9 protein-coding genes are annotated in these 12,238 nt (G+C 71.0%); 5 read left to right on the top strand and 4 right to left on the bottom strand.

Features of this window, described 5'->3' with window-relative positions:
* Positions 1 to 16 precede the first annotated feature (16 nt).
* Positions 17 to 1,237 carry a DUF418 domain-containing protein gene (locus tag ABZX79_RS34620; protein WP_355266932.1) on the bottom strand — a complete coding sequence of 407 codons (1,221 nt, stop codon included), beginning with the start codon at positions 1,235 to 1,237 and terminating at the stop codon, positions 17 to 19.
* Between the two features lie 170 nt (positions 1,238 to 1,407).
* On the opposite strand from ABZX79_RS34620, the gene ABZX79_RS34615 reads away from it, so the two are divergent.
* From ABZX79_RS34615 to ABZX79_RS34600, 4 genes are read left to right on the top strand one after another with little or no spacing between them, the layout of a single operon-like run.
* The gene (locus ABZX79_RS34615) at positions 1,408 to 3,024 is read left to right on the top strand and encodes a carboxyl transferase domain-containing protein (protein WP_355266929.1); all 1,617 of its coding nucleotides are present in this window, start codon (positions 1,408 to 1,410) and stop codon (positions 3,022 to 3,024) included.
* A 25-nt stretch (positions 3,025 to 3,049) separates the two neighbouring features.
* Positions 3,050 to 5,305 (top strand): acetyl-CoA carboxylase biotin carboxylase subunit, encoded by a 2,256-nt coding sequence (locus ABZX79_RS34610; RefSeq protein WP_355266994.1) that lies wholly within the window; start codon positions 3,050 to 3,052, stop codon positions 5,303 to 5,305.
* Positions 5,302 to 6,282, top strand: a complete 981-nt coding sequence (locus ABZX79_RS34605; RefSeq protein WP_355266926.1) for a hydroxymethylglutaryl-CoA lyase — start codon at positions 5,302 to 5,304, stop codon at positions 6,280 to 6,282. The genes ABZX79_RS34610 and ABZX79_RS34605 overlap by 4 nt, the downstream gene beginning before the upstream one ends.
* A 2-nt stretch (positions 6,283 to 6,284) precedes the next feature.
* Positions 6,285 to 7,445 (top strand): acyl-CoA dehydrogenase family protein, encoded by a 1,161-nt coding sequence (locus ABZX79_RS34600; RefSeq protein ID WP_355266923.1) that lies wholly within the window; start codon positions 6,285 to 6,287, stop codon positions 7,443 to 7,445.
* A 56-nt stretch (positions 7,446 to 7,501) separates the two neighbouring features.
* On the opposite strand, the gene ABZX79_RS34595 is transcribed toward ABZX79_RS34600, so the two are convergent.
* The 3 genes from ABZX79_RS34595 to ABZX79_RS34585 all read right to left on the bottom strand — a co-directional run bounded on the left by ABZX79_RS34595 (position 7,502) and on the right by ABZX79_RS34585 (position 10,996).
* Positions 7,502 to 8,869, bottom strand: a complete 1,368-nt coding sequence (locus tag ABZX79_RS34595; RefSeq protein WP_355266920.1) for a vanadium-dependent haloperoxidase — start codon at positions 8,867 to 8,869, stop codon at positions 7,502 to 7,504.
* Between the two features lie 179 nt (positions 8,870 to 9,048).
* Positions 9,049 to 9,735, bottom strand: coding sequence for a response regulator transcription factor (locus tag ABZX79_RS34590; protein WP_355266917.1), 687 nt, complete (start codon positions 9,733 to 9,735; stop codon positions 9,049 to 9,051).
* A gap of 40 nt (positions 9,736 to 9,775) precedes the next feature.
* A complete protein-coding gene (locus ABZX79_RS34585) occupies positions 9,776 to 10,996 on the bottom strand; it encodes a sensor histidine kinase (RefSeq protein ID WP_355266914.1) in 1,221 nt (406 codons plus the stop codon).
* A 216-nt stretch (positions 10,997 to 11,212) separates the two neighbouring features.
* Here ABZX79_RS34585 and ABZX79_RS34580 point away from each other — a divergent pair, with 216 nt between their 5' ends.
* Positions 11,213 to 12,238, top strand: a complete 1,026-nt coding sequence (locus ABZX79_RS34580; RefSeq protein WP_355266911.1) for an ABC transporter substrate-binding protein — start codon at positions 11,213 to 11,215, stop codon at positions 12,236 to 12,238.

The raw sequence follows: 12,238 nt of genomic DNA, 5'->3' as shown, positions 1-12,238 counted from the left end.
AGTCTAAACCGGCCGGTTAGCGGTCGTTAACCTCACGGAAATGAGTGAACGCACGCAGCACCCGTTCCACAGGACCGAGCCGGTACCGCCGCAGCAGCCACCCGCTGAGCGCGAGCTGCGCGGCGTACAGGACGAGCGCGACGCCCAACGGGACGGCTATGCCCACGCGTCCGTACAGACCGAGACCGTACCCGGTGAAGATCAAAGCCATGACCAGCGACTGGGTGAGGTAGTTGGTCAGCGCCATGCGCCCGGCCGGCGCGAGCACCCCGGCGGCCCGCGCCCCGCTCGGCGTACCGAACCAGAGCAGCAGGCCGGCGACGTACGCGGCACTGAGTGCCGGAGCCACGACCACGCCGGTCATGGCCGCGAGCAGCTCCCAGCGGGGCGAGAGCGGGCCTGCCACGCCGGAGGCGGCGAAAGTGGCGGCGGGCACGCCCACGCAGAGGCCGGTCGCGAGGATACGGCGCAGACTCGCCCCGTCGGCCCGCGTGAGCCACTGCCGCTTCCCGGCCGAGAGCCCCAGCAGGAAGGCGGCGACCACGAAGCCGCTCATGGTGACCAGTGCGATGACGGCGAACGGCAGCTGTCCCACGTTCGCGCCCACGACATCGGTGAACCCGCCCCGGTAGGCGGCGGTGAGTTCCGCCGCCTCGGCGACCACGGCGGCCCGGTCGGCGTCGCTTTCGGGGCCGGCGAGTGTCCCGAGCGCGCCGAGCAGCAGGAGAAACGAGCCGAAGACGCCCCACACCCAGAGCGCGGCGCGGTACGCCCCTTCGGGGGTGACCCGGCGGGCGGCGAAGAGGATCAGGCCGAGCAGGGCATACGTCGTGAGGATGTCGCCGATGTAGAGGAACACCGCATGCAGGGCCCCGAGGACGAACAGCCCCAGCAGCCGCCGCATCGTGCGGGGCCCGAAGCGGGCGCCGGCGCGCTCGGCGGAGGCCGCCTGGAGGGTGAAGCTGTAGCCGAAGAGGAACGAGAAGAGCAGATAGAACTTGCCCTGCGCGAGGAAATCGACCAGCCACAGGGCCACGGTGTCGGTGGCGCCGGACGGACGGCCGCCAAGCAACCCGGCCGTGCCCGCCATGGTCAAGGTGTTGACCAGCAGGATGCCGAGGAGCGCGAAGCCGCGAAGGGCGTCGACCTCCAGGACGCGCTGTTGCGGCTGCGGCCGTATCGCCTCTGTCGCAGCGCCTCGCGCAGCGCCTCGCGCCGTGTCTCGCAATGTCGTCACAAGTCCCGCCCCCGTGTCTCAGTCAGGTCAGATCCTGACACCACTTGATCTTCGACGCGTCATACCGAAGGACGAATCCACAGCCCTGGACAGGGCGGTTAGCGCTCGTTAACCTGAAAGGGCGTTAACGCTCATTAACATCACATCGACCGGGCAAGGGGGCTCAGGAGATGCGGCAGGCACCAGTGCTGACCAGCACCGCCGATCCGGCAGCCGAGGCATGGCGGGCCAATGAAGCGGCCCACCTGGAGCTCGTGGAGGGGCTGCGCGGGCGGCTCGCCGCGGCGCGGCTCGGCGGCGGTGAGAAGGCGCGTGCCCGGCACACCGCGCGCGGCAAGCTCCTCCCCCGCGACCGCGTGGACGCGCTCCTGGACCCCGGTTCGCCCTTCCTGGAGCTGGCCCCGCTGGCGGCCGAGGGGATGTACGGCGGGGCAGCGCCGGCCGCCGGTGTGATCGCCGGGATCGGGCGGGTGAGCGGCCGCGAGGTCGTCGTGGTGGCCAACGACGCCACGGTCAAGGGCGGCACGTACTACCCGATGACCGTCAAGAAGCACCTCCGGGCCCAGGAGGTCGCCCTCGAGAACCGGCTGCCCTGCGTCTACTTGGTGGACTCCGGCGGCGCCTTCCTCCCCATGCAGGACGAGGTCTTCCCGGACCGCGAGCACTTCGGGCGCATCTTCTACAACCAGGCCCGCATGTCGGGAGCGGGCATCCCGCAGATCGCGGCGGTGCTCGGCTCCTGCACGGCGGGCGGGGCGTACGTACCCGCGATGAGCGACGAGGCCGTCATCGTGCGGAACCAGGGCACGATCTTCCTGGGCGGGCCCCCGCTGGTGAAGGCCGCGACGGGCGAGGTCGTCACGGCGGAGGAGCTGGGCGGCGGCGAGGTCCACTCCCGCACGTCTGGCGTCACCGACCACCTCGCCGAGGACGACGCCCACGCACTGCGCATCGTCCGGAACATCGTCGCGACGCTGCCGGAGCGCGGCCCGCTGCCGTGGTCGGTCGAGCCGGTCGAGGAGCCGAAGGTCGATCCGGCCGGGCTGTACGGCGCGGTGCCGGTGGACTCCCGTACGCCCTACGACGTGCGTGAAGTCATCGCCCGCACGGTCGACGGCTCGCGCTTCCAGGAGTTCAAGGCGGAGTACGGACAGACGTTGATCACCGGCTTCGCGCGCATCCACGGGCACCCGGTCGGCATCGTCGCCAACAACGGCATCCTGTTCTCCGAATCCGCCCAGAAGGGCGCGCACTTCATCGAGCTGTGCGACCAGCGCGGCATCCCCCTCCTCTTCCTCCAGAACATCTCGGGCTTCATGGTCGGCCGGGACTACGAAGCGGGCGGGATCGCCAAGCACGGCGCGAAGATGGTGACGGCGGTGGCGTGCACGCGCGTACCGAAGCTGACGGTCGTCGTCGGCGGGTCGTACGGCGCGGGCAACTACTCGATGTGCGGCCGGGCGTACTCGCCGCGCTTCCTGTGGATGTGGCCCAACGCGAAGATCTCGGTGATGGGCGGCGAGCAGGCGGCGTCGGTCCTCGCGACGGTCAAGCGCGACCAGCTGGAGGCGCGCGGCGAGGAGTGGCCGGCCGAGGAGGAAGAGGCCTTCAAGGACCCGATCCGCGCGCAGTACGAGGCCCAGGGCAACGCCTACTACGCGACGGCGCGGCTGTGGGACGACGGCGTGATCGACCCGCTGGAGACCCGGCAGGTCGTGGGCCTGGCCCTGACGGCCTGCGCCAACGCCCCGCTGCCCGAGCCCGCCTTCGGCATCTTCCGGATGTGAGAGACAGATGACGACGACGATGAAGATGTTCGACACAGTCCTGGTCGCCAACCGCGGCGAGATCGCGGTCCGCGTCATCCGCACGCTGCGGGAGCTGGGCGTGCGCTCGGTGGCCGTGTTCAGCGACGCGGACGCGGATGCCCGTCATGTACGGGAGGCGGACACGGCAGTCCGGATCGGCCCGGCGGCGGCGTCCGCCTCCTACCTGCGCACGGACCGGCTGCTGGAGGCGGCCGCCCGTACCGGCGCACAGGCCGTCCACCCGGGCTACGGCTTCCTCGCCGAGAACGCGGCCTTCGCCCAGGCGTGCGCGGACGCGGGTCTCGCCTTCATCGGCCCTCCCGCCTCCGCCATAGCGCTGATGGGCGACAAGATCCGGGCGAAGGAGACGGTACGGGCGGCAGGCGTGCCGGTGGTCCCCGGCTCGTCCGGAAGCGGGCTGACGGATGCCGAACTGGCGGCGGCGGCGCGGGAGATCGGCATGCCGGTCTTGCTCAAGCCTTCGGCCGGCGGCGGCGGCAAGGGCATGCGGCTGACGCGGGTCGAGTCGGCACTGGCCGACGAGATCGCGGCAGCGAGGCGTGAGGCGCGGGCGTCCTTCGGCGACGACACTCTCCTCGTCGAACGGTGGATCGACCGCCCCCGGCACATCGAGATCCAGGTCCTGGCCGACGCCCACGGAAACGTGATCCACCTCGGCGAGCGCGAATGCTCCCTCCAGCGCCGCCACCAGAAGATCATCGAGGAGGCGCCCTCGGTCCTCCTGGACGAGGCGACCCGCGCGGCGATGGGCGAGGCGGCGGTCCAGGCGGCGCGCTCCTGCGGCTACCGGGGTGCGGGCACGGTGGAGTTCATCGTCCCGGGAAACGACCCGTCCTCGTACTTCTTCATGGAGATGAACACCCGCCTCCAGGTGGAGCACCCGGTGACAGAGCTGATCACCGGCCTGGACCTGGTGGAGTGGCAGCTTCGGGTCGCGGCCGGTGAGGAACTCCCCTTCACGCAGAAGGACATCACGCTCACGGGTCACGCGGTGGAGGCCCGCATCTGCGCCGAGGACCCTTCTCGGGGCTTCCTGCCCTCGGGCGGCACGATCCTCGCCCTCCACGAGCCGCAGGGCGACGGCGTGCGCACGGACTCCGGCCTCACGCAGGGCACGGAGGTCGGCAGCATCTACGACCCGATGCTCTCCAAGGTCATCGCGTACGCCCCGGACCGCGCCACGGCCCTGCGCCGCCTGCGCGCGGCCCTGGCGGACACGGTCACCCTGGGCGTCCCGACGAACGCGGGCTTCCTGCGCCGCCTGCTGGCCCACCCCGACGTCGTCTCCGGAGCCCTGGACACAGGCCTGGTCGAACGCGACGCGGACAGCCTGATCCCGGACGGAATCCCGCCCGAGGTGTACGTGGCGGCGGCGCTGCTGCGGGCCGGGGAGACGGCCGTCGCCGACGAGACACCCGGCTGGTCGGACCCCTTTTCCGCCCGCACGGGCTGGCGCCTGGGCGGCACCCCCGCCTGGACGGTGCACCACGTGCGCGTACCCGGCCACGACCCGGTGGCGATCCGCTTGCGCACCACGGCGGCGGGCCAGGAAATCCTGATCCCGGAAGCACAGCCCCCGGCCCCGGATCTGGCAACCGCCATCCCCCTGGAACCCGTCGCCCCGACAGGGCACGTCAGCGCCCAGTCGACGCCCGCAGAGGACGCCGGCACCGGGCCACAGGCCGCCCCCGTGCGCGCGCACCACCAACCCGCCCCGGCCACGGGCGAAGCCCCGTCCGGGGCCGGCGGCGCGCAGCTGCCGCCCCGGGGGCCTGGGGGCTTGCCCCCAGTTTCGGGAAGGGGCGGGGTGGGGGAAGAAAAGCTGCCCACCCGCGCGCGCATCGTCACCGCCGACGCCGGCACCGTCACCATCGAACTCGCCGGCGTCACCCATACCTTCAGCCACGCGACCAGCCCGGAGGGCACCTGGCTGGGCCGGGACGGGGACGCCTGGCACGTCCAGGACCACGACCCCGTCGAGGCGAGCCTGACCGGCGGCGCCCGCTCCGGTGTCGACACCCTCGCCGCGCCCATGCCCGGCACCGTCACCGTGGTCAAGGTGGCCGTCGGTGACCACGTCGACGCCGGGCAGAGCCTCCTCGTCGTCGAGGCGATGAAGATGGAGCACGTCATCTCCGCCCCGCACGCCGGCACCGTCACCGAGCTCGACGTGACGCCGGGCTCGACCGTCGCCATGGACCAGGTCCTGGCCGTCGTCACCCCGCAGGAGGAGTCATGACCGACGGGCTGCGACTGCCGATGCGGGTCCGGGCGCCCGACCTGCCCACCCGCGTCCGCATCCACGAAGTCGGCGCCCGCGACGGTCTCCAGAACGAGAAGACCGTCGTACCGACCGAGGTGAAGGCGGAGTTCATCCACCGCCTCGCCGACGCCGGTCTGAGCACCGTCGAGGCGACCAGCTTCGTGCACCCCAAGTGGGTGCCCCAGCTGGCCGACGCCGAGGACCTGTTCCCGCTCCTGCACGACTTGCGGGGGACCGCCGAGCTCCCCGTGCTCGTACCGAACGCCCGCGGCCTCGACCGCGCCCTCGCTCTCGGCGCGCGTCGCATCGCCGTGTTCGGGAGCGCGACGGAGACGTTCGCGAGGCGCAACCTCAACCGGACGATCGACGAGTCGCTCGCCATGTTCGAGCCGGTCGTCGCCCGCGCGAAGCAGGACAGCATCCACGTACGCGGCTACCTCTCCATGTGCTTCGGCGACCCGTGGGAGGGCGCGGTGCCGGTCCCCCAGGTCGTCAGGATCGCCAAGGCGCTCCTCGACCTCGGCTGCGACGAACTGAGCCTCGGCGACACGATCGGCGTGGCCACCCCCGGCCACGTCCAGAGCCTCCTCGCCCACCTCAACGAGGCCGGGGTCCCGACCCGGGCCATCGGCGTGCACTTTCACGACACGTACGGCCAGGCCCTCGCCAACACCCTCGCCGCGCTCCAGCACGGAGTCACCACCGTGGACGCCTCCGCGGGCGGCCTCGGCGGTTGCCCGTACGCGAAGAGCGCCACCGGAAATCTCGCCACCGAAGACCTCGTGTGGATGCTCAACGGCCTCGGTATCGAAACCGGGGTCGACCTCGGCCGCCTCACCGCCACCAGCGCGTGGATGGCCGAACAGCTGGGCCGCCCCAGTCCCTCCCGCACCGTGCGTGCCCTGTCCCCCGAGGACCAGTCCCACAAGGACCTGTCCCACAAGGAGTCGTAGCCATGACCCTCGACCACCGCCTCTCCCCCGAACACGAAGAACTCCGCCGTACGGTCGAGGAGTTCGCGCACGACGTAGTCGCCCCGAAGATCGGCGACCTCTACGAGCGCCACGAGTTCCCGTACGAGATCGTCCGCGAGATGGGCCGCATGGGCCTGTTCGGACTGCCCTTCCCCGAGGAGTACGGCGGCATGGGCGGCGACTACCTCGCGCTGGGCATCGCCCTCGAAGAGCTGGCCCGAGTCGATTCCTCGGTCGCGATCACCCTCGAAGCGGGCGTCTCGCTCGGCGCGATGCCCATCTTCCGCTTCGGCACGGAGGAGCAGAAGCGCGAGTGGCTGCCCCGCCTGTGCTCGGGCGAACTGCTGGGCGCGTTCGGCCTGACCGAGCCCGACTGCGGCTCGGACGCCGGTGGCACGAAGACCACGGCACGCCGCGAGGGTGACGAGTGGGTGATAAACGGCTCGAAGTGCTTCATCACCAACTCCGGTACGGACATCACCGGCCTGGTCACCGTCACGGCGGTAACCGGCCGCAAGGCGGACGGCAATCCGGAGATCTCCGCGATCATCGTCCCGTCCGGCACCCCGGGCTTCACCGTCGCCGCCCCGTACTCCAAGGTCGGCTGGAACGCCTCGGACACCCGCGAGCTGTCCTTCTCCGACGTCCGCGTCCCGCTCGCCAACCTCCTCGGCGAAGAGGGCCGTGGTTACGCCCAGTTCCTGCGCATCCTCGACGAGGGCCGCGTCGCGATCTCGGCACTCGCGACGGGCCTGGCCCAGGGCTGCGTCGACGAGTCGGTGACGTACGCGAAGGAGCGCCACACCTTCGGCCGCCCCATCGGCTCCAACCAGGCGATCCAGTTCAAGATCGCCGACATGGAGATGCGCGCCCACATGGCCCGCATCGGCTGGCGCGACGCGGCGTCACGCCTGGTCCAGGGCGAGCCGTTCAAGAAGGAAGCGGCGCTCGCCAAGCTCTACTCCTCCACGGTCGCGGTCGACAACGCCCGCGAGGCCACCCAGATCCACGGCGGCTACGGCTTCATGAACGAGTACCCGGTGGCCCGCATGTGGCGCGACTCCAAGATCCTGGAGATCGGCGAGGGCACGAGCGAGGTCCAGCGCATGCTGATCGCCCGCGAACTGGGTCTCACCGGCTGACGTCCGACCGCCCCGGCCCCGCACCGCAAGCGCACAAGGTGCGGGGCCGGGAGCCGTCAGATCTCCTGGAGCTTGTTCGTGAAGACGTGGTTTCCGACATCGCGGCCGAGCTGCAAGCCGTCGGTGGCGTCCCAGCGGTAGTGCACACCCAGGTAGAGGCGGCTCATGGCGTTCTCCTCCTCGGCGTGACGGAAGCCGGTGAACCTGCGTGAGCGCACCGGGGACTTGGTGTCGTCCGTCCTGCCCTCGAACGCGATCGCGTCGGTCTTGAAGTACGCCCGCATGATCGTGCCCCACGCGCCTGCGAACGCGGCGTGCCCCGAAGCCCAGGCGGGGAAGCACGGCGTGGCGCCGAGCGGCTGCCAGGCCGTGTCGCCGAGGCCCTCGCGGATGGCCGAGACCGGCCGCCACAGGTCGATCTCCGTGCGGTACTTCACGTCCCATTCCGCGATCGCGGCGTCCGCGAGGGCCAGCGACAGAAGCGCGAACAGCCGGGCGTTCTCGTAGGTGTCCAGCTTTCGCAGCGCGGTGACGACCCGCGTGTGGTCGATCAGCTGCCCCGGCGGCTTGTACGTCCGGTCGGCGTCGTTCGCCCAGAACCACGCGGCGGCGGTCTTGTCGGCGTCACGGTCGGCGGCCGAGGCGGTGGCCGACCCCACCCGGCGTACCTCCTCCACCTGCTTGCGGTACTCCTCACTGGCCAGAAGGGCTTCGTACGTGGCGAAGCGCTCCGGCGTCGGTGGCCGGAAATGCGCGCCGGACGGGATGGCGAAGGGGTCCACCAGTCCCCAGTGCGGGTCGACCGCGTCGCTCTCCTGTGAACAGGACGCGCCGCCGGTCGGACGCCAGGCGCCGGGTATTCCGTCGAGGTTGTACGCGTCCTCGTTGCTCGACCTGTCGAGCAGCCGGTGGTCCCAGACGCGCTTGGCCGTGGGCTCGGCGATCAGCGGCTTGAGGATGTCGAAGGCGGTCCAGTCGTTGCCGAACCGGTCCTTGAAGCGCTGGTTGACGAACAGGCTCTCGTTCGGGAAGAGCCGCACGAGGATGTCGCGGGCGGTGAACCCGATGACGCGCTCCTGCTCGTCCGGGCCCTGCTGGAAGGGCGCCCCGGAGTATTTGGGCGCTTCCAGATACGGCCGGTACTTCATCCTGTACCAGGTGTTGTAGTACGCGCTGACGGCGTCAAAGATCGCCACATTGGTCATGGCGGCCGCGCGCGCGAGCGGCCCCGGTCCGACACCGGTCTGCTTCCTGAACACGTCCAGCAGGACGCCGTTCCAGTAATGGACCGGGTCGCCCACGAAGGCGGCCGCCCGGGCGGCCGCGGGCCTGGCCGCAGCGTCGGCCCGCCGGGCGGTGGCCGGCAGTGCGGTGAGCGCACCGGTCGCGGCCAGCAGGCCAAGGGCGCGCCTGCGGCTGAACAAAGGTCTCGGTACGGGTCTCGGTAAGGATCTCGCGTACGGGTCCATGGTCGTCCCCCTAGGTCTCGGCATGGATGTGCCGGCGCGGGACCCCCGTGTGTCTCATCCCCGCGCCGGCACTGCGAGAGCCTAGGGCGGGCGCGGGGCGGGCGCGTCGCACCCAGGGTTGATGTCCTTGTGGACTATTGCGGTACATCCAGGCCGCCGGGCACAACGAGGGCGGTCTCGTAGGCGAGCACCACCGCCTGCGCGCGGCTGGACAGGCTCAGCTTCGTCATCGTCCGGTTGAGATGGGTCTTGACCGTCGACTCGCTGATGACCAGCTTGCCTGCGATCTCCAGGTTCGACAGGCCTGTCCCCACCAAGCGCAGCACCTCCAGCTCGCGCGACGTGAGGACGGAGAGGTCCGGGTGAGTCGCCGGCCCGGCGGCCCGGACCAGCGGGGAGTGCAGGTACGACTCGACCAGGCGGCGTGTCACGGTCGGCGCGAACAGCAGGTCACCGGCGGCGACCACGTCGATGGCGGCCAGCAGACGTTCGGGCCCCGCGGCCTTGAGCAGGAACCCCGAGGCTCCGGCGCGCAGGGCGGCGTACACGTACTCGTCCAGGTCGAAGGTGGTCAGCACCATGATCTTGGGCGGGGGGTCGCCGGCCTCCGCGAGGATGCGCTCGGTGGCGGTGATGCCGCTCATGGCCGGCATGCGGATGTCCATCAGGATCACTTCCGGGCGCAGGGCCGACGCCAGCCGTACGGCCTCCTCGCCGTTCGCCGCCTCGCCCGCCACCTCGATCCCCGGTGCCGCCCGCAGCAGCGCCGCGAGCCCTGCCCGGATGAGGTCCTGGTCGTCGACAACAAGCACCGTGGTCACTGCGGTCGGCTCCTTCACCCGGCCGGCGTTCCCCGGCCCGTCAACCCCCTTTCTGCACACCGGGTGCGCGCGGCGCCGGCAGTACGAGTCCGACCTCGAATCCTCCCTCGCGCCGCGGCCCCGCGGACAGACTCCCGCCGTAGAGCTTGGCGCGCTCACGCATGCCGATCAAGCCGTGGCCCTGCCCGGCGCCGATTGTGGCGCGATCCCTACCACCGCCGTGGCCGTCGTCGGTGACGGTGATCCGTACCTCGTCCGGCAGGTAGTCGGCCACGACGTCCACGCGCCGGGCGGTGGGGGCGTGCTTGAGCACGTTGGTGAGGGCTTCCTGGACTATCCGGTAGGCGCACAGTTCCGCCCCCGGCGCCAGCGGACGCGGCGGCCCCGTGACGCGCAGCCGCACCGGCACTCCCGTGTCCCGTACCCGCCGGGTGAGTTCGCCCAGCCGGCCGAGGCCGGGCGCGGGCGCGAACCCGCCGGCGGCCTCGCCGTCCTCCTCGGGGTCCGCGCGCAGCAGCGACAGCGTGCGGCGCATCTCGTGCAGCGCCTCGCGCGTCGTCTCGCCCACCGTGCGCAGGGCCTTCTCCGCCGTGGCGGGGTCGGTCGTGACGACGTACTGGGCGAGCCCCGCCTGGACGGAGATGACGGACAGATGGTGGGCGACGACGTCGTGGAGCTCGCGGGCGATGCGTACGCGCTCGTCGGTGACGGCCCGCCGCGCCCGCTCCTCCTGTTCCCGCTCCAACTGTGCTGCCAGGACCGCCAGTTGCTCATTGCGTTCGGCGAGACGCCGGGCGGCCGCACCGAACCAGCAGATACCGGCGGGAAGCACCACGCTCTGGGCGATCACCGTAGGCATGGAGCCGCCTTCGCGGGCCCAGCCGCCGTACCACCACGTCACGCTGACCAGGGCGGCGCAGGCTGCTGTCGTGCGTGGCGTACGCAGCGAAGCGACGGTGTAGAGGGCCATCAGTGAGCCGAGCGAGTTCACGACGGGCCAGTAGCCGAGGTGGATGTACCAGACCCACAGGGTGCACAGCACGACCATCACCGCGACCGGCGACCGCCTGCGCACCACCAGCGGAAGGTTGATCAGCCAGATGAGGGCGACCCCGGTCCGGTCCATCTCCCGCCACCCCGCGGGAGGATGCTCGTCACCGAGCAGCAGGCTGACGCCCACGTACGACAGGGCGAGGACCGCGTCCACGGCGAGCGGGGGAATCCGCCGGCGCGACCCCGCCCACCAGGCCTTCGAGAGCATCGGCGCAGCGTAGCGCCAATACATCGGCGGGCAAGGGGACTTCCGCGCAGCCGTCGCGTTCCGCGCGCGCCCAGGGCGTCCCTTCGGCACCGGGGCGGCGGTCGGTCCCCGGCGCCTCCCGCAGCCACCCCCTGGACAGCATGTGAGGTTAGGCTAACCTACCTTCGGACTCGCCCCCTGATGGACCCAGCCGCACGTACGAAAGCAGACACCGTCATGCCTCACGCCCGAGCTTCCCACCTCTCCCGCCGCAGCCTGCTGGCCGTCGGCGGCGCCCTCGGCATCGGTGCCGCGCTGACCGCCTGCGGCGAGACCTCCGCGAAGAGCGAGGAAGAGGCCGCCGGGAAGTCGGGGCCGTGGTCCTTCAAGGACGACCGCGGCAAGACGGCGAAGCAGCCGGCCACCCCCAAGAACATCGTCGCGTTCACCGGCGTCGCCGCCGCGCTCCACGACTTCGGCATCGAGGTCAAGGGTGTCTTCGGGCCGACCAAGACCCCCGACGGCAAGGCCGATGTCCAGGCCGGCGACCTCGATGTCAACAAGGTCAAGATCCTCGGCAACGCCTACGACAAGTTCAACGTCGAGGAGTACGCCGCCCTCAACCCCGACCTCCTGGTCACGTCGATGTGGGAGAAGGACAAGCTCTGGTACGTCCCCGAGCAGTCCACCGCGAAGATCCTCAAGGTCGGCGCTCCGAGCGTCGCCCTGTGGGCCGCCGAGACCACCGTCCCCAAGGCGATCCAGCGCCACGCCGACCTGGCCGAGTCCCTCGGCGCCGACGTCAAGGCCAAGAAGGTCACCGACGCCAAGGTCCGCTTCGAGAAGGCCGCCGAGCGCCTGCGCCAGGCCGCCAAGGCGAACCCGAAGGTCAAGGTGATGATCGGCTCCGCGAGCCCGGACCTCTTCTACGTCTCGCTCGCGAAGATGTCGGCGGACACGCTCTACTTCCAGGAGCTGGGCGTGAAGTTCGTCGAGCCGAAGGTGGACTCGGCCGGCTTCTTCGAGAGCCTGAGCTGGGAGAACGTCGACAAGTACAAGGCCGACATCATCATGATGGACAACCGGACCGCCGTCCTCCAGCCGTCCGCCCTCAAGGACAAGCCGACCTGGACCCGCCTGCCCGCCGTCAAGGCCGGCCAGGTCGTCCCGCGCACCACGGAGCCGATTTACTCCTACGACAAGTGCGCGCCGATCCTCGAAGACCTCGCCGAGGCCATCGAGAAGGCCAAGAAGGTCGCCTGA

It is taken from the genome of Streptomyces sp. NPDC002994 (genome assembly GCF_040611155.1).
Lineage (GTDB): Bacteria > Actinomycetota > Actinomycetes > Streptomycetales > Streptomycetaceae > Streptomyces.
The sequence above is the reverse complement of the archived record's forward strand: the minus strand, read 5'-3'. Positions and strand labels throughout refer to the sequence as shown.

Excerpts from the sequence above, each read along its gene's own strand:
- ABZX79_RS34605 (WP_355266926.1), top strand. The coding sequence starts at position 5,302 with ATGACCGACGGGCTGCGACTGCCGATGCGGGTCCGGGCGCCCGACCTG.
- ABZX79_RS34600 (WP_355266923.1), top strand. The coding sequence starts at position 6,285 with ATGACCCTCGACCACCGCCTCTCCCCCGAACACGAAGAACTCCGCCGT.
- ABZX79_RS34610 (WP_355266994.1), top strand. The coding sequence starts at position 3,050 with ATGTTCGACACAGTCCTGGTCGCCAACCGCGGCGAGATCGCGGTCCGC.
- ABZX79_RS34585 (WP_355266914.1), bottom strand. The coding sequence starts at position 10,996 with ATGCTCTCGAAGGCCTGGTGGGCGGGGTCGCGCCGGCGGATTCCCCCG.
- ABZX79_RS34615 (WP_355266929.1), top strand. The coding sequence starts at position 1,408 with ATGCGGCAGGCACCAGTGCTGACCAGCACCGCCGATCCGGCAGCCGAG.
- ABZX79_RS34580 (WP_355266911.1), top strand. The coding sequence starts at position 11,213 with ATGCCTCACGCCCGAGCTTCCCACCTCTCCCGCCGCAGCCTGCTGGCC.